Source organism: Paenibacillus marinisediminis (genome assembly GCF_054343325.1).
In genome coordinates this window covers 156,794-181,461 of the sequence record NZ_JBTGUH010000005.1, presented here as the reverse complement: position 1 = coordinate 181,461, position 24,668 = coordinate 156,794, and the positions used below count along the sequence as shown (strand labels likewise).

Genomic DNA, 24,668 nt, shown 5'->3' with positions numbered 1-24,668 from the left:
CGGGGCGACGCGGTTAGGGATTAGGGGGTTACAAAGAAAGTATGAACCATATGCAATCACAAGTGTTCATTACTTCTATTGCTGAAAGTTATTTTACGCGTGAGTTGTTCTTAACGAATTCAACGATCTCGTCCACGTAACCGAATGCAAGCGCAGTTACGGTATCAGCTGCACCGTAGTAGATTGCGATGCGGCCAGTTTCCGCGTCCACGAGGGATGCACAAGGGAATGCTACGTTTGGAACGTCGCCAACACACTCGTAAATAGTTGATGGTTGCAGCAAGTATGGCTCGCTGCGGTACAGCACTTTCCAAGGCTGTTCAAGATCAAGCAATGCTGCGCCGAAAGCATATACGAAGCCGTTGCAAGAGTTCAACACGCCGTGGTAGATCATGAGCCAGCCTTCGCTAGTTTCGATCGGAATCGGACCAGCGCCGACTTTCTTGGACTGCCATCCACCCAATGTTCCCATTACGTGACGGTGGCGGCCCCAGAATTCCATGTCAGGGCTCTCACTGTAGAAGATATCTCCAAATGGTGTATGTCCTGTGTCAGACGGACGGCTAACCATTGCATAGTTGCCGTTGATTTTGCGAGGGAACATAACGCCATTACGGTTGTAAGGCAAGAATGCATTTTCAAGCTGATGGAACGTCTTGAAGTCATATGTGTAAGCCACGCCGATCGTTGGACCGTGGTAAAGGTTACACCAAGTTACATAGAAACGATCTTCGATCCAAACGACGCGAGGATCGTAGCCTTCGATGAAGTTGCCGATCTCAGGATCGTCGCATTCAAATTTAAGAGGCTCTTCGTTAATATCCCATTTCAAGCCGTCTTTACTGAAGCCTACATGCAAACGCATGTAGCGGTTGCGATCGTCGCAGCGGAATACGCCAGCGAAGCCGTCTTCAAAAGGCACAACAGCGCTGTTGAAGATACTGTTGGAGTTAGGAAGCAGATCGCGTGGAATTACTGGGTTCTGGCTATAACGCCACAGGACGTCGCGATGACCTTCAGGACGCTCTTCCCAAGGCATATTCGGTACGTTAGGGCCGACAATGTTAAGTTTGCTCATGAACATTCCCCTCGCTTTACATTAGTAAGAGTAAAAAATGAGTGCAGCAGCGCGACAATGTTTACAATTCATAGTACGAAATTTACATATGTTGAATATATGAACATAAAGCATGCTATATGCAACAATAATAATGTTCAATTGTAAGATTGTGAGCTGCTTTAGCTTGATGTTAGCGTTTTCTTCACACTCTAAATGTAAAATAAAATGCACACTATGTCAAGACAAAAGTGTGCATTAATGTGAAGAAAATGTGCAATTAATCTTTGAAAATGTTACATCAATTTAATTTATTGTTTATTCATCTGCACAGCCATGCGAATAAGCTCCTTCGGGCGATCCGAGTGATCGATGCGCCAAACGAGTTGTTCCCCTGCGCGCATGCCCATCTCTTCCTTAGGCACATCGACTGTCGGGAGGCTCGGGAGCAAGTAGGCCAGCTGCCCGATATTGTCGAAGCCCGTTAGGATCATATCTTCAGGGATTTGATGCCCAGCTTCACGCAGCAAATAGATTAATTCGACCGCGATCTCATCATTCGCACAGACGAAGCCGCGTGGGAGTCGATCCATCTCTTGCAGTGCCTTACGCAATTGAGCCGCGTCATAATAGTGACGAGGCAAATGGTTGATGATGCTCAACGCGGGATCCATTGCAATTCCGCTGTCATTCAAGGCTTGCTGGTAGCCTAACCAACGCTCTTGATAGCTGAGGCATGAGCCGACGTCCCCGACAAAGCCAAGCTCTTGGTATCCTTGAGCAAGCAAGTGCTTGGTCAGCTCATATACGCTGTCTTTGTTATTAACGAGAAGTGTGTCAGTCTTCAGATCATTCATATTGAATTCAGCATAAGTATCTACGAATAGAGCAGGGATGCCTGTGCTTTCTATTCGTTCGTAATAGGCACGCAGGAAGGCGCCTATGGTGACAATCCCGGCAGGCGTTTGCTGTTCGAATAACGCCGGAAGCTTCAGATGATCCTCTTCCTCCTCATCTATAATCGTCATAGCCACTGTATATCTATGTTCCTTCAATGAGGTGTTTAAGCCTTTTATAAATGAAGTCCAGTAATGGTTCCCCACATAATCAGAGTGCGTAAGCAACGCAATAAGGCGGTTGCCTCTGTCTACGGCAGGCTTCTGAAGCTCTTGCTCCTGCGCTTGTACTTGTACTTGGTAGGACTCCAGCATTCCAGGAGGAAACTTGGTATAGCCCATGTCTATCGCGTGCTGAATAATGCGGGAACGTGTGTCTTCCTTCAGTCCAGGCTCATTATTAAGCGCTTTCGAGATCGTGTTGCGCGACAATTGAAGCGCGTCGGCGATATGCTGCTGAGTAATTTTCTTGGTCATTAGATATTCGCTCCGAATGTTGAATTGGTCCGATACGATGTAGATAACTATCTATATGAAGTATAAAGTAGGTTTACATTTTTGACAAATGTAAAGTTGGTTAGTGTTCATTAAGCGGTTTGCTCCAGTTATTTCAATCTTGTCGTCCAATGTGCTACACTAGGCGTGATTTCTATCGGCATAATTTGGTGCAGAGGAGGATAACAGAATGACAACGCTATTGATTGTTGATGATGACAAGGACATCGCTCAATTGATTCGGATCTACGCGGTCAATGAAGGATACAATTGCTTGCTGGCACATGACGGTTCGGAAGCGCTCAACGTCATAGAGCAGGAGCCGATTGATCTAATCGTGCTCGATGTAATGATGCCTAAGCTGGACGGGCTTGAAGTGACGCGCCGTATTCGAAATAAGCAGCAAGGAATCCCCATTCTGATGATAAGCGCGAAGACAGAGGATATGGATAAGATCATGGGGCTGATGACAGGCGCTGATGATTATATGACGAAGCCGTTCAACCCGCTGGAGCTGATGGCTCGCGTCAAGTCGCTGCTGCGGAGAACTTATCAGCTGAACCCGCGCATGAAGGCGGGGGAAGCGGTCCAACAGGACGGAGTGCTGCAGCTCGGGAAGCTGGAGGTAAATAAGGAGCTTCATACGGTGAAGGTGGATGGCGAGGCTGTACATCTGACCTCCATTGAGTTTGAGATCCTATATACGATGGTGAAGCAGCCGGGTCGAGTATTTCGTGCAGAGGATCTGTACGAGCTGGTGTGGAAGGAGCCGTTCCAGGGGGCGCATAATACGATTGCCGCACACATCAGCAAGCTGCGAGACAAGGTTCATAAGCACGGGCAGCCTTATATTCATACTGTATGGGGAGTAGGGTATAAGGTGGAGGATAGTGGACAATGAAGTGGAAGATGCTGCTTTACGTCGCATTATCACTTGTCATCTCCTTAAGTGTTACTTATTTTTCATTTATTTTTGTCGATACGCTCTATCGCAGCGGGAGAAACACCGGAATTTTGGCTGTAGCGGAGATTCTAAGAAGCAGTATTGGAGCTGTACCTGTCGTCATATGCAGCCTGCTGTTTTGGTTTATCGTGGCCTATCTGATCATGATGACGAAGTTCATTCGGCGCATATCCAGAATTACAACCGCTGTGCAGGAGATGGCGAACGGGAATCTCTCGAAGCGAATTAAGGTCGACGGCAAGGATGAGATCGGCAAGCTGGAGTACAATATCAACTACATGGTAGAGCAGCTTACCCGCTCGATGGAAGAAGAGCGCTTGGCTGAACGGACGAAGGCAGAGCTTGTTACAAACGTCTCACATGATCTGCGAACACCTCTAACGTCCATACTTGGCTATCTCGGCTTGGTGGAGCAGGATCGTTATCGTGACGAAGTGGAGCTGCGCCATTATATTCATATTGCGTATGAGAAGGCAGAGCGACTTCACTTGATGATAGAGGATCTGTTTGAGTATACGCGTATGAGCGGCGGTGCACCGTTATCGCTGCAGCAGGTACAGCTAAACGGTTTAATAAGTCAGCTGTATGTTCATTATCGTCAGTCATTGGAGGATGTCGGGATGGAGTTGCGGATGCAGCTTCCGGATACGCCAATCATGATCCAAGCGGATTCACTCAAGCTGGTGAGGGTGCTGGAGAATCTGCTGACGAATGCGATGAAGTATGGCCGCGATGGTGGAGCTGTAGATATCATGCTCAAGAAGAGTTCCCGAGGGGCTACGATCGAAGTTGTCAATTATGGGGAGCCAATCCCAGAGGTAGATCTCCCACATGTGTTCGACCGTTTCTATCGCGCGGATAAGTCGCGCGGTGATGATACTCGAGGGTCAGGCCTTGGCCTGGCGATTGCACGGGCGATAACGGAGCTGCATGGCGGGAGCATTCGGGTAACGAGTGATCGTCAATCGACACGCTTTATCGTAGACCTTCCGCTATCATCATAATTTCTTCATAATTTCGCAAGGGTTCTTTAAACTCTCCTGTCTATACTGAGTCCATATGATTTAGTCGAGAGCGAGGAGAGTTTACGATGCGTCAAACGATGAGTGAGCCTCAGCAGCGGCAATCCAGATCTGGAGTCAAGAAGAAACGAATTGGTCGTAAGCTGTTGGGCGTAATGCTTCTTGCAGCAGGACTGTTGTGGATGCTGCAGATTATGAATGTTCCGATCGCTGATAGAACCATTAAGAAAGCATATGGCCAAGCATTACAAATGAGGGATCAGTTTATGATGTCTACGAACAATCGCATGCTGGCGCAGGAACAAATAAGCGCTACAGCTGCTACTGTAATAGATGCCGCAACAGGTGAGATTCTGTTCTATAAAAATGATAAGAAGCGTCTCCCTCCAGCTAGTACGACTAAGATTATGACCGCATTGGTTGCGCTAGAGTCAACGAATCCTGACGAAGGCGTTATGGTTGGAGACGAGGTGCTCTGGACGGAAGAAGACGAGAGCACGGCTGGCTTGAAGCCAGGGCAGTTGATGACGTGGCAAGAGCTAATTACCGCCATGATGCTTCCCTCCGGCAATGATGCCGCGAGAACGATTGCGGTTCAAGTCGGCATGAAGTATGCGCCTGCCGGGGCAACGCGAGAAGAGGCCTACCAAACGTTTGTACAGCTGATGAACAAACGCGCCGCATCGCTCGGCATGAACGATACGCATTATATGAATCCGCATGGCATGCATGATAAGAGACATTACACAACAGCGAATGATCTGTCTAAGCTTGCTCGCGAAGCGATGAACAATGAGCTCTTTCGTGAGATAGTCGAAGAGAAGCAGGATAATCTTGGAGTGACTTATCAGGATCAATATAGTGAACAAACGGTCGTGAATCGGAACCAACTGCTGCAGCCTGACAGCAGCTATTATTATGAAGGTGCGATCGGCATTAAGACAGGTTTCACCGATCAAGCCGGATATTGTTTGGTCTCATCTGCGGTCCGTGAAGGCACAGAAGTGATTGCAGTCGTACTTCATTCTGGGATGGAGGAAGTATGGACCGACTCGCATGCGCTGCTCGATTATGGCTTTGAATGTTTGCTGTAACATACAAAGGACCTCCAACACCGTTGAAGCGGGATTGGAGGTTCTTGTCGTTAGTCAGTCTTACAGCTTCGTAATACGTCCGTCTAGCTTAGCGGATACCGCCTTCGCATTGATGATGTATTGCTCGACCACTTCGTAGAGCGTTACGCCTGTATTAAGGGCACTGTCTTTCTTCAGCATCTCGTAGCCGTCTCCGCCTGCGATGATGAAGTCGTTCGTCGCGACACGGTAAGTCTTGGCGTCATCGATAGGTTGACCGCCCACCTTCACATTCGTTACGCGACTGCCCGCAGGCTGCTTTATGTCGAAAGTGAACGACATGCCGCTCACATGCGGGAAGCGTCCTCCGCTTTCTTCAATCTTGCTGACGCCGTTCTCAAGCGCTGCGCGAAGCTCCTTGCCCGTAGCTTCCACAACAGCCAGTGTGTTCGGGAATGGCAGCGCATCATACAGATTGCGCTTCGTGATATCGCCCGCTTGGATGGAAGCGCGAATGCCGCCGCCGTTTGTCAGCGCGACATCCGCTTCGAAGCCAGGCATCGTGCGAGTGCGCTCCAGCATAGCATCTGCTACCAGGTTGCCGAGATTCGTTTCTTCGGCGCGGATCTTCGTGCGTTCACCGTCAAGTAGAACGGAAGCCGTTCCGATCTTTTCATTTAACTGGCCGTCTGTATTCTTCTTCAACTCTTCCACGCGCTTCGCTGTCTCGGCATCAGCAACGGTATCCTTGTTGTACTCGATCAAGCCGCTGGAGAAATGCACGAGCTCATCGTTATGATAGAACATATCCACACGGCCGAGGGATTTGCCGTACTCCCAGTCCTGAACGATGTATACGCCGTTCACGAGTTCAGGCTTAGTCAGCTTGGTGTGGGAGTGTCCGCCGATGATTAAGTCTACGCCTTCCACTTGCTTCGCGATCTCACGATCTGCCGCAAGTCCGGAATGCGATACGATGATGACTTCATCAGCCATAGATCGCAGCATCGGGACCCATTCCTTCGCTACATCTACCGGGTCCTTGAAGGTTAGGCCCTTGACGTTGTCGGGATGAGTCACAATCGGCGTTTCCTCCGTTATGAGGCCGAGGAATGCAAATTTCTTGCCTTCTATTTCTTTAATCATATAAGGCTCTAAGAGCAGCTTATTATTCGCGTCAAATACGTTTGCACCGAGAACAGGGAATTTGAACATCTTCGATACCTTCGATAATTGCTCGTGGCCGAAGTCAAACTCATGGTTGCCGGCGACCATCATGTCGTAGCCGATAGGGTTAACCAGTGTCGTGATGGATTCACCTTTCGACAGGTTGGCATAAATCGTGCCTTGAATCATATCGCCCGCATCAATCAGCATCGTATTCGGATTCTCGGCACGCAGCTCTTTCATCAATGTGACGAGCTTAGCGTAGCCCATTTCCACCTTGCCATCATCAAGAACATGACCGTGAACATCATTCGTATGTCCAATCGTAAGCTGAATCGTGATTGCATCACCAAGCGCGTTAACGAAATCTTGGCGAGTCACTGCGCTGCCTTCCAATTGAAGCTCCAGTCCAGCCTGCTTCGCGACAGCTTGAAGTGTTTCAGGGCTCGCAGGCTTGTGCAGCAGCTTCCACTGCTCCGGTGTAACAATGCCATCTTGCTTCGCCCATGTCAGTGCGCGAGCAGCCCAGCTTCCTTTTAAAGTCGGATCGATCGTCTGTACTTTTGCTTCTCCGCCTTGTACACGCGCCAACATGACTACGGCTTCCACTAACGTAATTGGACGAGTTAGCTCCAGACCGTCTTCAGCACCGCTTATGTACGCTTTCTGCTGCATCCATGCGCTGTGATCGATAGGCTGCAGCGGAGCGGCTGCCAGAGGTCCTGCTATTACGGATGCAAGTAATGCAGTTAACGATAATGCAAGTCCAAGCTTCTTACGATTCATCAATGGACACCCCCATGGTATGATTAGAGCCTCGTCTAGATGGTATCATAGACAATTTGTGGGAATCGATACATGCTGTGTTAAGCCAATGATAAGATTTCATGAACAATTCGTGTGATCGACAATGACGTTGGTTAATGGCCGGCTTGATCCCTCCCTTATTTCTACATTTCACATTGAAATGTAAGTGCTTACAAAACAATAGTGCGACATACGCATTACATTAGATATTGTACCTAATTTGAAACGGATATGGCAATAACATCCTTCGTCCCAAACAAAAAACCGCTGAAGCAGCAGCTCCAGCGGAAAGGATAGGATACATTGTATGGTCACACTAAACCAGCGTCTTACAGCTCATCAAAACCGTTATCGTCGCCTACTTTGCCGTAGTTGCGGGATTTCGCTTCAAAGAAATCAGTCTTAGTCGCATTCAGCGCTTCATCAGAGAATGGCTTAATCCATGGCATGCAGTTGATATCTACGTTCTGATACGCTTGCTCCAGTCCCATCATTTTCAGACGGCGATTGGCAATGTACTTGATGTAGTCGGACAGCTCGCGAAGATCGATGCCGCGAACTTTATCCAGTGTGTAATGTGCCCAGTTGGTTTCCAGCTGCACCGCACGATCGATTGTTGCATACACGTAGTCCATATTTTCCTTCGTATTCAGTTCTGGGTAGTCTACCAGCAGCTGCTTGAACACTTCGCCGAAGAAGTAGCAGTGCTGATTCTCATCACGCTGAATGTACGAGATCATCTGGCTAGTGCCCATCATCTTCTGGTCGCGCGCGAGATTGTAGAAGAAGGCGAACGTACTATAGAAGAAGATCCCTTCTAGAATCAGATCGGCAACGAGCGCTTCGAAGAAGGTTTGCGGCGTCTGCTCATTGCGGAAGTTCTGATAGATATCGGCGATGAATCGATTGCGCTCTAGCAGCACCTTATCATGCTTCCAATATTCGAATATCTCTTTCTGCTCTTGATCGGACACGAGGGAAGACAGCACGTACGAGTAGGATTGGTTGTGTACAACCTCCTGTTGACCTATGATCGCAGCGATCCCCTCTAAGGAGGAATCCGTGAAGTAATCGCGCACATCGCCGACGAACATCGTTTGCATCGAATCCAGAACAGCAAGCAGGGAAATATTGATCTTGAACGTATCCTGCTCCTCCTTCTCTAGAAGAGGGTATTGCTGCGCGTCCTTCGCCATCGGGATTTCATCTGGAATCCAGTGGTTGAGCAGCAGTACTTTGTACAATTTGTACATATGCGGCATGCGAATGTCGTCCCAATTCAGGATACCGGAGCATTCGCCGTTAATGATGCGCGTTGATTGGTTAGGTGCCTCCGTGTTGAAGATCATCTGCTGGTTCAGCAGGTTGGTCATGGTTGTCATGTAAAATGAACTCCTCTCTCTTCGCTAACGAGTGCACCCGCCGAATCGGAGCTCGACAGGTGCGGTTGCTTGGAACTATGGAAATGGTTATGAACTGCAGGATTCACACTCATCAATGGTTAAGGCTTGAGAACGTACGTAATAAGTCGATTTCATACCTGTGCGCCATGCATCCAGATGAAGATTCAAGAAGTCCACAGCTCGAATGTCTGGACGAACGTACAGATTGAAGCTTTGGCCTTGATCGATATGGCGCTGACGCGCTCCTGCCATACGGATGGAAGCGTGCTGATCCAGACGGAATGCCGTCTTATAGTACCAGATCGTCTTCTCGGACAGATCTGGAGCAGGGTTGGCGATCTTATAGGTTGTCTTCTCCTCGTAGCTGAGTAGATCGTATACAGGATCGATACTTGCTGTCGAGCCGGCGATAATCGAAGTAGAACCGTTAGGTGCCACCGCCATCAACCAGCCGTTGCGCATGCCGTTCGCTTGCACTTCCGCTGCAAGCTGCTGCCATTGCTCGGTTGTTACATATGCGCCTGGGCGAGTGCCTGTCGTATACTCGCGGTCAGTGAAGTACTGGCCATTTTCCCAATCAGAGCCTTGGAAGAGCGGGTATGCGCCCTTTTCCTTCGACAGATTCATAGAAGCTTGAACCGCAAGGTAATTAATACGTTCGTACAAGTGGTCATTGAACGTTACGGCTTCCGCAGACTCCCATGCAATGCCTTCTAACGCAAGCAGGTGATGCAGCCCGAATGTGCCTAGACCGATCGCGCGGTAGCGGCTGTTCGTGTATTGGGCTTGCAGCACTTGAATATTGTTAATGTCGATAACGTTGTCGAGCATGCGCACTTGAATCGGAATGAGGCGTTCCAGCACGTCGGCGCGTACAGCGCGCGCCAGGTGGATCGAGTTCAAGTTGCAGACGACGAAGTCGCCTGGAATCTTGCTGATCACGATGCGTGTCTGTCCATCCTTCGTCACAAGCTCTTCCTGCTCAATTACCGTTTGCGATTGATTCTGGAATATTTCCGTACACAAATTGGAGCAGTAGACCATACCGTGCGCCTTGTTCGGATTCGCACGATTGACTGTATCCTTATAGAACATGTAAGGTGTGCCCGTCTCCAACTGCGACTTCAGAACACGCTTCATAATATCGATTGCCGGCAGCGTGATGCGCGAGAGATTCGGATTAGCGACTGCTTCCGCGTACTTGTCACGGAATGAGCCGTTGCCGAATGACTCGTCATAGAAGTCTTCCAAGCCGAGTGCGCGGCCTTTCTCATCTTTCCAGCCCATCGCTTTCTTGACTTCATGCGGACAGAATAGATGCCAGTCGTCGCGGCTGTCTACAGCTTCCATAAACAGATCCGGAATGCTGATTCCATGGAAGATATCGTGAGCGCGCATGCGCTCGTCCCCGTTGTTCAGCTTCAGATCCAAGAAGGAGAGGATGTCCTTATGGAATACATCCAAGTAAACGGCGACTGCGCCTTTGCGTGTGCCTAACTGGTCAACGCTGACCGCTGTATTGTTCAGCTGGCGAATCCAAGGGATAACGCCGGAGCTTGTATTCTTATGTCCGCGGATGTCCGAGCCTCGTGCTCGTACCTTGCCGAGGTAGACGCCGATGCCGCCGCCCATCTTGCTTAGGCGGGCTACATCGGTATTGGAGTCGAAGATTCCTTCGAGTGAATCATCGACCGTATCGATAAAGCAGCTGGACAATTGACCTGCGACCTTCTTGCCCGCATTCGCCATTGTCGGTGTCGCTGCTGTCATATATAGATTGCTCATCGCCCAGTAAGCTTCTTTCGCCAGCTCCACTCGGCGCTCCGCCGGCTCCTTATGCATCAGGTACATGGCGATGATCATGTATCGTTCTTGCGGCAGCTCCATCGTTCTGCCATCAAAGTCGGTGGTCAGATAGCGCTCCGCCAAGGTCAATAAGCCGATGTAGTCGAACAATTCATCGCCTCGAGGATCGATCGCGGCGCCAAGCTCACGGATCTGTTCGACAGTGTAGGCCTCGAGCATCTCCTCGCGGTATAAGCCCAGCTCGACCAGCTTCTTCACGAGCTTATAGAAGTCTCCGTACGGCTTGTCCGGGTAAGCCTTATAATTGCGATGCAGAGCCGCTTCCTTATACAGCTTCGTCAGCAGCGCGCGTGCCGCAACAAACTTCCAATCCGGCTCTTCGCGCGTCACGAGCTCCAGCGCCGTCATGATCGCAGACTGCGTAATATCGCTGGCCTGAATGGAAGGGTGGCGCAGCTTGGTCATGACACCGCGATGCCATTGATCGCGATTCAGATGCGGGAAATCTTCCATGATCCGCTCTCCGTAGCGAACGATGCGTGCCTCGTCAAAGGCGAGCGAGCGGTTGTTAGGCTTTAATACGGTATTTATCGTGTAATTCGTAATCATCTTGTGGTTCCTCCTCCGGATTATCCGTTCGACAACATATTAAAAAGCCGACCAACCCCTAATAAATAGGGATTCAGGTCGGCATAATCAATGGTTTAAGCCCATAGCTAATAGCCCATGCTTGAACTGTACCAGCACCTGATTGGTGGCTGTTAGACAGTAACAAGACATAGCGAGACCGCACGCAAGGACAGCAGCAAGCGTTGAATCGGCATGAACATGATTCTCAACGAACTGTGCGTCTTACATGAAGAAGCTGGTTCCTGAACATTCCCTATTCCGCGTAGGATATGTTGCGTGTTGCAGGCAGGTCTCCTGACTTCGGAGCCATCAGCTGCCAACGCCTTCCCGATATCACTCAGTGGCGGGGTGGCGCCTCCTTGCAGCGAATGCTGCAAATCGCGCTTGGCGAGCATAGCTGTCAGTGTGGCTGACAGCACTCCATACAGTGGCGGGACCGTGACGGATTCGCACCGTCTTCCCTATTAAGCGCAGCCTGCTTCTGAACGTCGAGCAGCTAGAGATAACGAATACCTCGGGCTCGAATTCTGTCAATATTCAGGTCTGCTTCACCTGCTACAATTCAATATGTAGTTGTGCTCTAGTAAATATACTACAACATATTGAGTGTGTAAATAGTTTTATGGTGATAAATATCACATTTTAAGATCGATAAAGACTTGTAATTTGGGTGCCGTTGTGTTAGACGATCGGGGTATACATAGCAGCCAACTGTTCGATCTCATGTGAGGAGTAGATGTGAATTCCTGACTTGGAAGCATCGGAAGTACTAGCTGAATTGGCTGCCGCCAGCATGCCGCAGGCGACTTGCGAGGCTTCGATCGGACGATAGCGGCGCAGAGGACCTCTCAATAGAAGCCGCATAACCGGAGCAGTCCAGATGGCAACCTGTTCTCCGAATCGGAATTCCTGCCGTTTGCCTACTAATAGAGATGGACGGAATATGTGAAGCGCGGGCAGCGAGAGCGCCGCAAGCGATTGCTCAAGTTCGCCTTTAACACGGCTGTAGAAGATGGATGACTTCGCATCTGCCCCCATAGCTGTGATGACGAGAAATTGGTCTGCGCCCGCATCTTGAGCGAGTTGAGCAGCCTTTAATGGATATTCGTAATCCACTCTGCGAAAGGCTTCCTTCGTCTTGGCCTTCTTTATCGTTGTTCCGAGGCAGCAATATACATCATCTACCTGAAAATGCTTGGCCGCTTTCTCTAAGCTGTTGTAATCGACGACGTGTTCTGTGACGCGCTGCATGACGATTCCCGTCGATCGACGGCTCAATACTTCCACTTGAGCATAGCTGCTAGTAATGCGCTTCAACAGTTCGCTTCCAACTAGACCGCTTGCTCCAAGGACTAATGCACGCTTACCGCTCATCATCATTCGCTTCCTTTCTTACTTATATGAATAGACAGCACTGATAATATAGACTGTTGCCGCTTTTGTTGTTCTCGCAGGAATTTAGTAATAGCATAACTTATTTCTTGATCTTGCGACAGTGAACAGAAGGAAGTTATTGGAGGATAATCCTTACTAATATAACGCAAAATATAGCGGTGCCAAACCTTGCTTTCGTTGTTCTGCTTGGGGAGGGAGAGAGTCAGACTACCGAAAAAACCGACTTTGTTACCGTTTTCACAATGTAATTTCCCATTATTTACAGCCTACATTATGAGTGGTAGACGTCCATAATGTACGTGATATTAGTGAATTTATTGGAGTTTACAACCTGTATTGAGAAGTATAAAGCTGTATAAACGAACATTAAATGTTGGCAAGAACGGTTTTGCCGAATGCGTATTTTCCTTTTGTTGATGGAGTCTGAAAGCTTGAGTAGGATAGAGGCATAAACGACACCTAATCTTGTGCCTCATCGAATGATGACGTTTTCAAACAGACATAAGGGGGAAATGTAAACATGGCAAAGACGGATAAGAAATCCGGTGCTCAGGTTGGCGTACAGAAGTTTGGCCGCTTCTTGAGTGGAATGGTTCAGCCGAATATCGGCGCATTCATTGCTTGGGGCTTGATCACAGCTTTATTTATTCCAACTGGCTGGCTGCCTAATGAACATCTAGGTCAGCTGGTAGGTCCAATGGTTACTTACTTATTGCCGCTCCTCATCGGTTATACAGGCGGTAAGATGATACACGACGTTCGAGGAGGCGTACTTGGCGCCATTGCAACGATGGGGGTAATCGTCGGATCCACCGTTCCGATGTTCATTGGAGCTATGGTCATGGGTCCGCTGGGCGGTTACTTGATGAAGAAGGTTGACCAGTTGTTCGAAGGCCGTATTAAGTCCGGCTTCGAGATGCTCGTCAACAACTTCTCTGCAGGTATTCTCGGTGCAATCTTAGCTTGTCTCGGCAGTGTAGTCATCGGTCCGGTTATTACGATGTTCTCCAACATGCTGGAGAGCGGTGTTCAGGCGATTGTCAATGTAGGCTTGCTTCCATTGGCTAACGTCTTCATAGAGCCTGCGAAGGTCTTGTTCTTGAACAACGCGATTAATCACGGCGTACTAAGCCCGCTTGGCTTGAAGGAAGCAGCTGATACGGGTCAGTCGATCTTCTTCCTGCTCGAATCGAACCCAGGTCCGGGTCTCGGTATTCTGTTGGCTTATTGGTTCTTTGGTAAAGGCACGGCTAAATCTTCTGCGCCAGGCGCGGCTATTATCCACTTCTTCGGTGGTATTCATGAGATCTACTTCCCATACGTGTTGATGAACCCACGCTTGATTCTGGCGGCTATCGCAGGTGGTGTGACGGGTACATTCGTCTTCACGATCACAGGTGCAGCGCTTGTTGCGGTTCCGTCTCCAGGCAGTATCTTCGCGCTGCTAGCTATGGCTCCTAAAGGGGGAATGCTCCCTGTGTTGGCCGGTGTGGCGGCTGCGACTGCAGCATCCTTCTTCGTTGCGGCATTGCTGCTGAAGAGCTCGAAGAAGACAGGCGAGGACTTGGATGAAGCAACAGCTAAGATGAAGGATATGAAAGCTACTAGCAAGGGGCAAGCTGTTGGTGCGGTTACAGCTGCAACAGCAACTGTTGATGCTGCAGCTAATGAATTCCCAAGAGATGTGAAGAAGGTTATCTTTGCTTGCGACGCTGGCATGGGCTCCAGTGCGATGGGGGCTTCCGTGCTTCGCAAGAAGTTCAAGGATGCTGGATTGACGGATATTGAAGTGAAAAATACGGCTATTAGTGATATTCCGATGGATACAGATATAGTCGTGACGCAAGTGACGCTGACGGATCGCGCCGTGCAGCGCATACCGAACGCCTATCATGTGTCCGTTGAGAACTTCTTGAATAGTCCGAAGTATCAAGAGCTGATTGATAAATTGAAGCAACAATAATAGGTCTGGGATTGCGTTCGTGTGAGTGAACTCGCACGAACGCAATCCTTCTTCCAATTCACGAGTTGTACGAATAACGGACAGTGAAGCCTACACGAGACTAAAGGAGGTGACCTGATGTACCTATCTTCGCGACAACGTATGCTCTTATCCATGCTACTGCAGGGCGATTCTTATGTGACCACAGAACAGCTTGCACTGGAGCTGGATACAAGCACTCGCACGGTTCACCGTGAAGTCAAAGAGATTGAAGATATGCTTACTCCTTATGGGTTGGTGCTGGTCAAGAAGACCGGGGCGGGTATCCGCTTGGAAGGGACGCAAGAAGCGAAGCTCGAACTGCAAGAGCTGCTGATGCAGGGTGCTAAGACACTGGATTATACGCCTAATGAGCGTAAGATCATTCTGCTGTGCCGACTGCTGCAGGAAGAAGAGCCGGTTAAGCTGCTGCTTCTCGCAGACGAGGCGCATGTTACGGTCGCAACGGCGGCAAGCGATCTCGACAGCGTCGAACAGTGGGTTGACCCGTTCAGGCTGACGCTTATTCGTCGGCGCGGCTATGGCATTGAGCTGGTAGGCGCGGAATTCCTTAAACAGCGCGCGATCATCAGCTTGATCACGGAAAGCGTCAGTGAATCGGAGCGGATCGGCTTGATACGCGGCGAGCACTTGAAGGGCGGGTATACGCCCGGCATCGTGACGGAGAAGCTGATGAGCCTGATCGCGATTCAAGAGCTGCCGCGCATCGATACGCTGATCCGTCAGCTGCCCGTGTTCACGCAGAATCTGCTTGCCGACATCTCCTATGCTGATCTTATTCTGCGGCTTTCCATACTGGTAAAGCGCAGATCGAAGTACAGAGCATTGGTTCTGCCATCGCAGGAACTGCTGCATGCGATCTCGCCGCTCGAGCATGAAGCGGCAGAGCAGATCGCGAATGCGATGCAGTCGATCGTCGGCGAGCCTTTGCTGCCAGTGGAGAAAGCGGGCATCGCCTTATATGTACGGGGCGCCCAGCCGGGACGCGTGCAGCCGGAGATGGAGCTGGCGGCGCTTGAACGAGCTGAGCTGCACGCCACGATGCTGAAGCTCGTCTACACATGCGAGCAGAAGCTAGGAATTCCATTTTCCGAGGATAAAGTGTTGTTGGAAGGCCTGATGGCACATCTGGAACCCGCTGTGCACCGCCTCCGTGAGCGGCATCCTGTAACGAATCAGCATCTTAAGCGCATCATGGAGGATTACGGCGAGCTGTTCGAAGTGATCTCAGAAGCGATGCGGCGAATCATGCCGAACGTAACGATTCCGAATGATGAGATCGGCTTTCTCGTCCTGCACTTTGCTGCCGCAGTTGAACGTACCTACAGGCTGCGGAGGCGAATCCGCACCGTTGTATTCTGTTCAAGCGGGATCGGAACGTCGAAGATGCTGGCTTCCCGCTTGCAGCGGGAAATACCCGAGATCGAGATCGTCGGCAACGTATCGGTATTTGAAGTTCATCAGCTCGATAAGAGCAAGTATGACATCATCATATCGACCATCATGCTTCCGATCGATCCGGAGAAATATATATTAGTCAGCCCGCTCTTAACAACAGAGGAGCTAAGTCGGATCCGAAAGCGAATCAAGCTGCTGACAGATCGGTCATGGCAGGATCTGCGTCCTGCTGATGAGCCGGATGTTCGACCGATCAAGCCCCTCTCTCAAGAGCTGAATGGGGAGCAGGATGTGCTGAACGATGAGGTCGAACAGCACAACAACTTCGCATATGAGCGCGAAGCATCTGCTTCCTCATTAGATAAACTCAAGACTTACGTGGATCTGTCGCTCGCGATAACGATGCAGTTTCGGCAGCATGACCTGCCCTCTGCAGATACGCTTGAAGAGGTGCTGCTCGCAGCCTGCCGTGAAATGGAGCAGGAAGGCGTTGTCCGTCATGCAGAGAATATCGCGGAGAAGCTGATTGAGCGTCAGCGAGTTGGTGGACTGGGTATTCCAACTACGGAGCTAGCCCTGATGCACACGCGCAGTGTGTATGTTCAAGAGCCGGTATTCCGTTTGTTTCGACTGGCGAAGCCGCTTCAGCTTGAGGCTATGGATTACTCCATGATGAAGATACAAGATGTGCTGCTGATGCTAAGTCCACAGCATGCGGCGCCAGAAGTGCTGGAAATATTGAGCGAGATCAGCTCGTTCTTTATCGACAGCCAGACGATAGAATGCTTTGCCACACATGATGAGATGCAGATGCGCAGCCATTTGCAAGAACGGCTGTATGCCTTCTGCTATGAAAAGGTAACACGAAAGGGGAAAGAATAAGTATGAGTATTTTAAGTGCAGATAAGATGATCCTGGATGCGAAGGCATCGAACATGAATGAGGCTATTGAACTTACTGGACGCCTGCTTGTAGAAGCTGGCCATGTAGATGAGGCATATATCCAAGCGATGAAAGACCGTGAAGCGATGCAAACGACGTTCATGGGCTTTGGTGTTGCGATTCCTCACGGTACGAACGAAGGGAAGAAGCATGTGAAATCGACGGGCTTGTCCATCGTTCGCCTTCCTGAGGGCGTAGATTTCGGTGACGGCAATGAAGCTACATTCCTGATCGGAATCGCGGCTGTGGGCGATGAGCATATGGATATCATTCAGAATATCGCGCTTGTGATCTGTGAAGAAGAAAATGTTGAGAAGCTGATGGCAGTGAAGACGAAGGAAGAGATCATCGCGATGTTTGAAGGGGGCATGTAAGATGCGCGCTCTTCATTTTGGGGCAGGCAACATTGGTCGAGGCTTCATCGGTCTGCTGCTGAACCGCGCGGGATTCGACGTGTGCTTCGCGGACGTAAATAAAGAAGTCATTGATGAGCTGAACAGCCGCGGTGAATATTCGGTTGGTATTGCTGACGAGTCGCAGCAGGTGCTTCAGGTATCCGGTGTGCGGGGCGTTCTCAGCACAGACGAAGCGGTGATGATTCGTGAGATCGCAGCAGCGGATCTCGTGACAACGGCTGTAGGACCGAACGTGCTGCGTCTGATCGCGCCAACGATTGCGGCCGGCATTCGCGCACGCCGCGAAGCGGGCGTTGAGACGCCGCTGCATATGATCGCATGCGAGAACATGGTTGGCGGCAGCACGATTCTGCAAGGACATGTGCGCGAGCACTTGGATGCAGAGACGATCCAATGGGCTGAGCAGCGCGTATCGTTCCCGGATTCAGCGGTAGACCGCATCGTCCCGAACCAGCATCATGAAGATAAGCTGCGCGTCGATGTCGAGCCGTTCTATGAGTGGGTCATCGATGAGACGAAGCTGATCGGCGATTACTTGCCGCGCATAGAAGGTGCGACTTATGTGAAAGATCTTACTCCATTTATCGAGCGCAAGCTGTTCACAGTCAATACAGGGCATGCGATCTCGGCATATCTCGGTTACCAAGCGGGATACACTACGATTGAACAGGCAGTGAAGGACGAAGATATTCGCACGAAAGCGCGCCGCGCCTTAGGTGAGACGGGAGCCTTGCTGGTTGCGAAGTACGATCTGGATCCAGAGGAGCACAATCGTTATATCGAGAAGATTCTGTCTCGCTTCACGAACAAATACTTGGAAGATCAAGTGACGCGCATTGGGCGCTCTCCGCTGCGCAAGCTTGGCCGCCAGGACCGCTTCGTGAGTCCTGCAGTGCAAGCCTTCGAGCGAGGCTTGAGCACAGATTACTTGTGCGAAGGCATGGCTGCGGCATTCGCATTCGATTGCAAGGACGATGAGGATGCAGTGCGCATTCAGGCGATGCTGAAAGAGCAAGGCATAGAAGCGACGATCGTGGAAGTAACAGGTCTTGAAGCATCCCATCCGCTGGTGGCGGATGTGGCAGATCGTTATCGCGCTATGCAAGGCGAGTAATAGAATCAATCACCCAAATACAGAATCCTGCGGGGGAAACTCCGCAGGATTCTTTGCGTATAAGGGCAATATAGCGGATCATATCCATGTATGTGCAATATTAGAGGAATACGGGAATAATAGTCATGATTCAGGTTATGAATGGAGCATTATACATCATAGAACATAGAGATGAACTGCACTATATTTCAATCGATGGATGAAAGAGATTAAAGGAGGAATGCATATGGCTATACAGCAATCACAGACAATGGACATACGAGCTTCGAAATCGAAACGAATCAAGAGGTATGCCTTATTATTGGGCGTTGGCCTGCTTATGATGCTGATGACAGGCTGCGTACCCGGAGATGGTTCTTACAGTCCTGCTGATCCAGCAGGCTTCTTCTGGGGAATATGGCACGGGTGGATCGCGCCGATCAGTCTAATTGCTCAGTTGTTTAGCGATTCGTGGCGCTTGTACGAGCCGTTTAATTCGGGCTGGTGGTATGATTTCGGATTCTATGTGGCCATCATCAGCGGCTTTGGCGGAATCTCGTTGTCACGCAAGCGCAAGAAGTGATGGATCGTATAACCGTCATGGATTATTTACCAAGAAAACATTTTATATAAAGAACGCGTCTAATGTTAAAAGGGGCAGCCTAGGCGGTCCCTTCCATTCATCTTGCACTATGGAGTAGAAGGAGTGGATTGAATGAAAGCAGGACGACGTTTGCGTCAGATTGTACAAGCAGTAATGGGATGTGTGCTTGCACTTTCGGCGACACCGGTGCTGGCTGTCAGTGGACATGCTAACGGCTCATCACCCGAGAAGATGACACCAACCGCCTCAATTGATGCCATTGCTCATCAAAAGATAGGCTTTGTAGATAAAGAAGATGGTACCATTTACTATGTAGTTGAGCCTGCTGGTTCACATGATCGATCCTACATTGTGGAGCGAACCCCAGACGGTACGCTTATGCGATGGGAAGACAAATATGAAGCGATCTATAATGCAGGTGGAAGACAGCCAATCGTATCCGTAAACGCAAGTGAAATGGGTGTCAAATATGACTATAACCAAACCTATTATTACGATACGCAGGACGATAAAATGCACCAAGGCCAGTTCTTCAATTCTTCTCCTGATGGAAAATGGGGAGTAACGAAACAGATTCTATGGCATTCAGCAAACTCCGCTGAGGACGGAAGAACACATATCTCAATGGAGAAGAGCTATTGGCTGAAGAATAATGCGACAGGTGAAATAAACGAATGGTTCTCCAGCTATAATACGAGTCCAATCTACTGGATGCCGGATAATAAACTGCTCGTGGAACGATATAGTGAGCAGGCGAAGCAGAATGAGATTGACATCTATGACCCGGTAACGAATCATTGGTCATTTGTGAAGTATGCTTCATTACGCGGATACAACGCTAACAGCAATTCTATGATATACACGCTAAATGAACCAAAACGGACAGAGCATGTATATGACTTCAAGACACAGCGATCGCATGTGCTGACGGGGCAAGTGGAACGCGATCAGATAACGTCATCTGCTGAAGAGGAATATAAGGATCTCCCTCAGCTGGATAAGAAGCTGATCACGATGTCGCTGCCGGTAAAATCAATTGCGCTTGTTCATGACCAGTACCATGTCGTTCATATTGGCGGGCAAGATGTGGCAGTGGATTACATTTTTAATAAGAATGATAATTCGTGGATCCCTGTTAAGCCGCTGCTTGACGCTCTTGGCTGGAAGCTTGAAGTGCAGGAGACGAGCGGGAAGCAAAGTCAATATGTGATTACTTCTGATCAGGGCCGTATTGAATTGACGCCTGACAACAGCCTGATCGTGAAGGATCGATTATTTATAACACCTAGCCAGTTGCAGTCTCTGGGTTATTCTAATGTTTCTGTAACGGCTAATGTGAAATAGAGTCAGGGCTATGCATTCCTCGAGGGGACTGCATAGCCCTATTTTGTATGTTCTTCTGTTATCTTGCCGCTGATGTTATGACGTTATGACGTTAGGACAGATCCCGTTTGATAAAGAAGGCGCATGAGATGAAGTAAGAGATGACCATCATGACAGCAGAAACACTGAGTGCAGCCACTCCTAAGATGTTAGCGGATGAAACGGTCGTGATTCCAAGCTGCCCGATCAAAAAATCTTTCTGGATCAATGAGAGTCCTCCGATGATCAAGGCGATGATAATGATGATGGATACCATACTCTCTTTATCTTTCATTAGCAGATATACAGGGATATTCACGCTGATGATGATGAAGCCGAGTGAGCTGACCAGCAGGATCGTGAAGATGTTGACGTCTACATCGAAGCCAATGAGTGGCAGCAGCGCCGTAGTAATAAGACCAAGGCCTATTCCGGCCAAAATAAAAACAATAGTGGAACAGTATTTCGCTGAGATGAACTGTTTACGGGTAACGGGAAGTGTATTTACGAATGAATACGTATTATTTTTCTTATCCATAGCGAGATTGTTTAAGAATACAAATACACCTGTCAAAATACCGGAATAGATGAAATTGTGCATCATCTGATAACTGGATATCGACAGCAGCAGCAGGATGAATAGGGCTGTTGGCCAGATATTGAGGGACTTTTTGAATTCCATGTTCAGAAGTGACGCATTCATAATAGAATTCCTCCTTGAAGTGACCGTCTAGTATGAAAATACATAATATCCTCAAGTGACGGACGTTCATAGACGACCTGCTGTTCAAAGATACGCATGGCTGATTCGCGCTCTTTCACCAGTCCTTCGAAGCCTATCTCCGTTTCACGCAAGCCGATGAATAGGGAACGAATATCAGCATCCAAGAGGCGCTTATCGCCTTTAACGAGCACGTAATGATCAAACAGCTGATCCTTCTCTTCATGCAGTACGATTCGGCCTTCATTCATAAACAGCACGTAGTCCGACATCCGATCCAGGTCTGTCGTCACATGCGTGGAATAGATCATCGTCTTACGTTCATCCTGCATCCATTCGCTGAGGAGATCGAGCAGCTCGCGGCGGAATACGGGATCAAGTCCCGCAGTCGGTTCGTCCATGATGAGCAGATCAGGTCGATGAGAAAGTGCGACGGCGATCGAAAATTTCATCTTCATCCCCTTGGAGGCCTCGTCAATCTTCGTGTTCTCCTTCAGTTGAAAGTGGCTCATCAGCTGCTTGTACAGCTTCTCATCCCATTCTTTATAAAATGGGGCAATGACCTCTTTCATCTTCTTCATCGTAAAGCGTCCATAGAAGTGACTCTCGTCGGAGACGAAGCCGATACGCTGTTTAATCTCGATCTCATCTCTTGGCATATCGAGTCCAAAGATGCGAATCTGCCCCTCAATTGGGCGCACGATATTCATCAGCATGCGGAGCAGAGTCGTCTTGCCGGCACCGTTTGGTCCGATTAAACCCGTAATATAGCCTTGCTGTACGTTGAAAGTTAATGGTTCGGTTTCATAGCTGTCGAATGTCTTGCGAAGCTGCTGAACTTCAATGGCGTTCATTGTTCATCCTCCTCATAGAGCATCTGAATATGTGCCAGTATTGTATGTAATTCAATGTTCAAGTCTTTGGCTTCTTGTATGGCTTCTTCAAGCTTGCTCTCCATCTGGCGCACGCGCTGTTCACGAATGAGCTCCGGATTGGCTCCGGATACGAAAGAGCCCTTGCCGACGACGCTGTCCAACAGTCCTTCGCGCTCTAATTCTTCATAAGCGCGCTTCGTCGTGATGACGCTGATCTGCAATTCCTTCGCCAATAGGCGAATGGAGGGAAGCGGGGATCCCGCAGGCAGCTCGCCGCTGAAGATCGCGTTGCGAATCTGGCGAACGATCTGCGCATATATAGGCTCGTCCGTAGATGGGGATATGTGAATATAAATCATAGGTGGCTTCACCTCGTTAAGTGTATATATTCAATATATACACTATGTACGATAAAGTCAAACAGAAAAAAGCACATGGAACTTCACGTGAAGTGTTCCATGTGCTTGATATCTGTTTGAAAGTATGGCGCGGGCTATGAGATGCCTGCATTTTTCTTTAAGCGGTTTACGATCTGCATGAAGTCCTCGTGCGAGATGCCTGGCGCGAATTCCTCCGGCAAATCCTCGAGATCCGGCATCGGCGCGCCTACGGGGGTGCCTTCTCTCACTTCCAGCTTGCCGCCGTCAATAGGATGCGTGCCGCTCCAGATGAGTCCGATGTCCTTATAGTCGTTATCGCTCCAAGTATAGAGCACGCGGCCGAGTCCCATATCCTCGAATTTGCGCGTCGTATGGAACGCGCGGTTGTCGAGGTTGGGAATCGGAAGCATCTTCGTCATATCAACACCTGTTGCGATCTCCAGCGCTTTCGAGTAAGCCATGACATGTGCTCCGCCGCGTACGAGCAAGTATCCGATCATCTCGCGAGCCGTCGGATGTTCGGTCATTTCGTAGACGCGCATCTTATGCGTGCGCGCTCCGCATTCCAAGAAGAAATTGTGCACCAGATCCAGCACAAGGTTGCCGCTGTTGAACACATAATCGCCTGCCCACGGGCGACCCATGGAGTCGCCGGCCAAAGCGGTCTGGGCGTTGGCGATAAAGTGATGCGTATTGCGCGCATCCTTGCCTGTGCGCAGTGGAGTGGAGTCGGGGGAGCCTGGCTGTGTGGTTCCTTCCAGCACGAGATTAATGGTGTTGGTCACTAGCTCAACGTGACCGAACTCCTCGGCGGTTATGCTGGCTACAAGATCATAGAAAGGCTTGAGCTTCTTCTTCTGGCGAAAATTAAAGGATTGGAACATATAGTTGTTCAGTGTGGACATCTCCCCGAATCGCCCACCGAGCAGCTCTTGCACCGCAGCCGCAGCGTTGGGATCGCCATGCTTCGGCATCGGCAGCTCGATCGCTAAGCGATTGATTCGTTTGAACAAGGATGGCACCTCCTCTATAAAACGTGTTTGCTGTCTGTCGTACAGGTTGACATCAGTCGATCATGCATTCCATATCGTGTAATTCCTATGTTGTACGGTAGATGTCCTATGCATATTTGAGGGGCGGGTGGTGACATATCTTTGGGAGTGGCTAGGGTGAGTGCGGATGTAGTTGGACTAGCAGCATCATCAATGATGAGTGTGATGCTTGCTGCCGTAGGATGTGGATTAAGTATGTATGCTTGTCTTGTAAGTGTGAATATTTATGTGATAATAGTACAGTAAGGAGCACAAACGAGAATTCACAGTTAGTATGCTTCGACAGTATGTGTAGCCTAAGAACTTCATCTCTTAACTTCAGCGTAGGCATGTAATGAATGTAATCAATAATCAATGTAATGGAGGAGAGTCACTTGAGAATTTATGTGATACGCCATGCAGATCCGGATTACACCAACGATACGATTACTACAGCTGGACATAGGGAGGCAGAGGCGTTAGCGGATCGATTGTCTCGCGTTGGAGTGGATTATATGTATACGTCCCCGCTCGGTAGAGCACAAGCCACGATGCGCTACACGTCGGAGCGGCTTCATTTGCAGCCAGAAACGCTTCATTGGACGAGAGAAATCACGGGCATGTATACGACATTGGAGGCATACGGAACGTTCAGTCCTTTTAATACACCTGGAGAATTGATTCTCGATGGTGACACATTGCCTGGACCTCATGATTGGTTTGAAAGGCCGTATTTTACAGACGTGCGGCTGCAAGAAACGATTGCAGAGATTCATCAAGGCTCGGATGAGCTGCTGAAGCGACATGGCTATGAAAGAGTAGGGGGGCGATACCGCTGCATTCAGCCGAATGACAGCATAATCGCCGTATTCTGCCATGGAGGCTTCGGACTAACCTGGCTCGCCCATCTATTAAATTTGCCACTGTCGATCGTATGGTCATCCTTTTGGCTGGCGCCGACCTCAGTGACGACAATATTTATGGACCAGCGTTCCCATGAATGGGCCGTCCCGCGCTGCATTGAGCTCGGTGATACATCTCATTTGCATGCTGCAGGACTGCCCGTTCAATTGCGCGGTATTTGGAAAGATACTTTGGATTATCAGATGCAACAGCTGCCATAAGCTAT

At 49.4% G+C, this 24,668-nt stretch carries 20 protein-coding genes and 1 riboswitch; of the genes, 10 read left to right on the top strand and 10 right to left on the bottom strand.

Translation table 11 applies throughout. The features are described from left to right. Nucleotides 1-88: 88 nt before the first annotated feature. Together ACXX53_RS13695 and ACXX53_RS13690 are read right to left on the bottom strand one after the other, a co-directional pair. Nucleotides 89-1,078, bottom strand: a complete 990-nt coding sequence (locus ACXX53_RS13695) for a glycoside hydrolase family 130 protein (RefSeq protein WP_458569206.1) — start codon at nucleotides 1,076-1,078, stop codon at nucleotides 89-91. Nucleotides 1,079-1,368: 290 nt separating this feature from the next. After that, nucleotides 1,369-2,430, bottom strand: a complete 1,062-nt coding sequence (locus tag ACXX53_RS13690) for a LacI family DNA-binding transcriptional regulator (RefSeq protein WP_458569205.1) — start codon at nucleotides 2,428-2,430, stop codon at nucleotides 1,369-1,371. Nucleotides 2,431-2,638: 208 nt separating this feature from the next. Here ACXX53_RS13690 and ACXX53_RS13685 point away from each other — a divergent pair, with 208 nt between their 5' ends. From ACXX53_RS13685 to ACXX53_RS13675, 3 genes are all read left to right on the top strand, one after another. Further along, nucleotides 2,639-3,349, top strand: a complete 711-nt coding sequence (locus tag ACXX53_RS13685) for a response regulator transcription factor (RefSeq protein WP_458569204.1) — start codon at nucleotides 2,639-2,641, stop codon at nucleotides 3,347-3,349. Continuing rightward, the gene (locus tag ACXX53_RS13680; RefSeq protein WP_458569203.1) at nucleotides 3,346-4,416 is read left to right on the top strand and encodes a sensor histidine kinase; all 1,071 of its coding nucleotides are present in this window, start codon (nucleotides 3,346-3,348) and stop codon (nucleotides 4,414-4,416) included. Before ACXX53_RS13685 ends, ACXX53_RS13680 begins: the two co-directional genes overlap by 4 nt. Before the next feature lie 86 nt (nucleotides 4,417-4,502). Further along, nucleotides 4,503-5,528: a D-alanyl-D-alanine carboxypeptidase family protein gene (locus ACXX53_RS13675; protein WP_458569202.1), complete on the top strand. Its 1,026-nt coding sequence runs from the start codon at nucleotides 4,503-4,505 to the stop codon at nucleotides 5,526-5,528. 60 nt (nucleotides 5,529-5,588) lie between these two features. On the opposite strand, the gene ACXX53_RS13670 is transcribed toward ACXX53_RS13675, so the two are convergent. The 4 genes from ACXX53_RS13670 to ACXX53_RS13655 all read right to left on the bottom strand — a co-directional run bounded on the left by ACXX53_RS13670 (nucleotide 5,589) and on the right by ACXX53_RS13655 (nucleotide 12,694). Then, nucleotides 5,589-7,460, bottom strand: a complete 1,872-nt coding sequence (locus ACXX53_RS13670) for a bifunctional metallophosphatase/5'-nucleotidase (protein ID WP_458569201.1) — start codon at nucleotides 7,458-7,460, stop codon at nucleotides 5,589-5,591. A 350-nt stretch (nucleotides 7,461-7,810) separates the two neighbouring features. Continuing rightward, complete coding sequence (locus ACXX53_RS13665) at nucleotides 7,811-8,842, bottom strand: ribonucleotide-diphosphate reductase subunit beta (protein WP_458569339.1); 1,032 nt, start codon at nucleotides 8,840-8,842, stop codon at nucleotides 7,811-7,813. 108 nt (nucleotides 8,843-8,950) lie between these two features. Continuing rightward, nucleotides 8,951-11,299, bottom strand: coding sequence for a ribonucleoside-diphosphate reductase subunit alpha (locus ACXX53_RS13660; RefSeq protein WP_458569200.1), 2,349 nt, complete (start codon nucleotides 11,297-11,299; stop codon nucleotides 8,951-8,953). Between the two features lie 288 nt (nucleotides 11,300-11,587). Then, a riboswitch (cobalamin riboswitch) is annotated at nucleotides 11,588-11,814 on the bottom strand. Between the two features lie 187 nt (nucleotides 11,815-12,001). Continuing rightward, nucleotides 12,002-12,694, bottom strand: coding sequence for an NAD-dependent epimerase/dehydratase family protein (locus tag ACXX53_RS13655; RefSeq protein ID WP_458569199.1), 693 nt, complete (start codon nucleotides 12,692-12,694; stop codon nucleotides 12,002-12,004). 541 nt (nucleotides 12,695-13,235) lie between these two features. Between ACXX53_RS13655 and ACXX53_RS13650 the strand changes: the two genes are divergently transcribed. The 6 genes from ACXX53_RS13650 to ACXX53_RS13625 all read left to right on the top strand — a co-directional run bounded on the left by ACXX53_RS13650 (nucleotide 13,236) and on the right by ACXX53_RS13625 (nucleotide 20,514). After that, nucleotides 13,236-14,678 carry a PTS mannitol transporter subunit IICB gene (locus tag ACXX53_RS13650; RefSeq protein WP_458569198.1) on the top strand — a complete coding sequence of 481 codons (1,443 nt, stop codon included), beginning with the start codon at nucleotides 13,236-13,238 and terminating at the stop codon, nucleotides 14,676-14,678. Nucleotides 14,679-14,795: 117 nt separating this feature from the next. Then, nucleotides 14,796-16,997 (top strand): BglG family transcription antiterminator, encoded by a 2,202-nt coding sequence (locus tag ACXX53_RS13645; protein WP_458569197.1) that lies wholly within the window; start codon nucleotides 14,796-14,798, stop codon nucleotides 16,995-16,997. Nucleotides 16,998-16,999: 2 nt separating this feature from the next. After that, entirely contained in the window at nucleotides 17,000-17,431 is a 432-nt protein-coding gene (locus tag ACXX53_RS13640; protein ID WP_458569196.1) for a PTS sugar transporter subunit IIA, read from the top strand. Between the two features lies 1 nt (nucleotide 17,432). Then, nucleotides 17,433-18,587: a mannitol-1-phosphate 5-dehydrogenase gene (locus ACXX53_RS13635; RefSeq protein WP_458569195.1), complete on the top strand. Its 1,155-nt coding sequence runs from the start codon at nucleotides 17,433-17,435 to the stop codon at nucleotides 18,585-18,587. A 226-nt stretch (nucleotides 18,588-18,813) separates the two neighbouring features. Next, complete coding sequence (locus ACXX53_RS13630; RefSeq protein ID WP_458569194.1) at nucleotides 18,814-19,149, top strand: hypothetical protein; 336 nt, start codon at nucleotides 18,814-18,816, stop codon at nucleotides 19,147-19,149. 132 nt (nucleotides 19,150-19,281) lie between these two features. After that, on the top strand, nucleotides 19,282-20,514 hold the full coding sequence (locus ACXX53_RS13625; protein WP_458569193.1) for a hypothetical protein: 1,233 nt from the start codon (nucleotides 19,282-19,284) through the stop codon (nucleotides 20,512-20,514). Between the two features lie 91 nt (nucleotides 20,515-20,605). Here ACXX53_RS13625 and ACXX53_RS13620 read toward each other — a convergent pair whose 3' ends face one another. From ACXX53_RS13620 to ACXX53_RS13605, 4 genes are all read right to left on the bottom strand, one after another. Further along, a complete protein-coding gene (locus ACXX53_RS13620) occupies nucleotides 20,606-21,235 on the bottom strand; it encodes an ABC-2 transporter permease (RefSeq protein ID WP_458569192.1) in 630 nt (209 codons plus the stop codon). Beyond that, a complete protein-coding gene (locus ACXX53_RS13615) occupies nucleotides 21,232-22,107 on the bottom strand; it encodes an ABC transporter ATP-binding protein (protein WP_458569191.1) in 876 nt (291 codons plus the stop codon). The genes ACXX53_RS13620 and ACXX53_RS13615 overlap by 4 nt, the downstream gene beginning before the upstream one ends. Next, nucleotides 22,104-22,484 (bottom strand): GntR family transcriptional regulator, encoded by a 381-nt coding sequence (locus ACXX53_RS13610; protein ID WP_458569338.1) that lies wholly within the window; start codon nucleotides 22,482-22,484, stop codon nucleotides 22,104-22,106. The genes ACXX53_RS13615 and ACXX53_RS13610 overlap by 4 nt, the downstream gene beginning before the upstream one ends. A gap of 137 nt (nucleotides 22,485-22,621) precedes the next feature. After that, a complete protein-coding gene (locus ACXX53_RS13605; RefSeq protein ID WP_458569190.1) occupies nucleotides 22,622-23,521 on the bottom strand; it encodes a manganese catalase family protein in 900 nt (299 codons plus the stop codon). A gap of 413 nt (nucleotides 23,522-23,934) precedes the next feature. Here ACXX53_RS13605 and ACXX53_RS13600 point away from each other — a divergent pair, with 413 nt between their 5' ends. Next, nucleotides 23,935-24,663 (top strand): histidine phosphatase family protein, encoded by a 729-nt coding sequence (locus ACXX53_RS13600; RefSeq protein WP_458569189.1) that lies wholly within the window; start codon nucleotides 23,935-23,937, stop codon nucleotides 24,661-24,663. Nucleotides 24,664-24,668: the final 5 nt, after the last annotated feature.

Bases quoted from the DNA above. Each gene is read 5' to 3' on its own strand.
- ACXX53_RS13695 (WP_458569206.1), bottom strand. From the start codon at position 1,078: ATGAGCAAACTTAACATTGTCGGCCCTAACGTACCGAATATGCCTTGG.
- ACXX53_RS13690 (WP_458569205.1), bottom strand. From the start codon at position 2,430: ATGACCAAGAAAATTACTCAGCAGCATATCGCCGACGCGCTTCAATTG.
- ACXX53_RS13685 (WP_458569204.1), top strand. From the start codon at position 2,639: ATGACAACGCTATTGATTGTTGATGATGACAAGGACATCGCTCAATTG.
- ACXX53_RS13680 (WP_458569203.1), top strand. From the start codon at position 3,346: ATGAAGTGGAAGATGCTGCTTTACGTCGCATTATCACTTGTCATCTCC.
- ACXX53_RS13675 (WP_458569202.1), top strand. From the start codon at position 4,503: ATGCGTCAAACGATGAGTGAGCCTCAGCAGCGGCAATCCAGATCTGGA.
- ACXX53_RS13670 (WP_458569201.1), bottom strand. From the start codon at position 7,460: ATGAATCGTAAGAAGCTTGGACTTGCATTATCGTTAACTGCATTACTT.
- ACXX53_RS13660 (WP_458569200.1), bottom strand. From the start codon at position 11,299: ATGATTACGAATTACACGATAAATACCGTATTAAAGCCTAACAACCGC.
- ACXX53_RS13655 (WP_458569199.1), bottom strand. From the start codon at position 12,694: ATGAGCGGTAAGCGTGCATTAGTCCTTGGAGCAAGCGGTCTAGTTGGA.
- ACXX53_RS13650 (WP_458569198.1), top strand. From the start codon at position 13,236: ATGGCAAAGACGGATAAGAAATCCGGTGCTCAGGTTGGCGTACAGAAG.
- ACXX53_RS13645 (WP_458569197.1), top strand. From the start codon at position 14,796: ATGTACCTATCTTCGCGACAACGTATGCTCTTATCCATGCTACTGCAG.
- ACXX53_RS13640 (WP_458569196.1), top strand. From the start codon at position 17,000: ATGAGTATTTTAAGTGCAGATAAGATGATCCTGGATGCGAAGGCATCG.
- ACXX53_RS13635 (WP_458569195.1), top strand. From the start codon at position 17,433: ATGCGCGCTCTTCATTTTGGGGCAGGCAACATTGGTCGAGGCTTCATC.
- ACXX53_RS13630 (WP_458569194.1), top strand. From the start codon at position 18,814: ATGGCTATACAGCAATCACAGACAATGGACATACGAGCTTCGAAATCG.
- ACXX53_RS13625 (WP_458569193.1), top strand. From the start codon at position 19,282: ATGAAAGCAGGACGACGTTTGCGTCAGATTGTACAAGCAGTAATGGGA.
- ACXX53_RS13620 (WP_458569192.1), bottom strand. From the start codon at position 21,235: ATGAATGCGTCACTTCTGAACATGGAATTCAAAAAGTCCCTCAATATC.
- ACXX53_RS13615 (WP_458569191.1), bottom strand. From the start codon at position 22,107: ATGAACGCCATTGAAGTTCAGCAGCTTCGCAAGACATTCGACAGCTAT.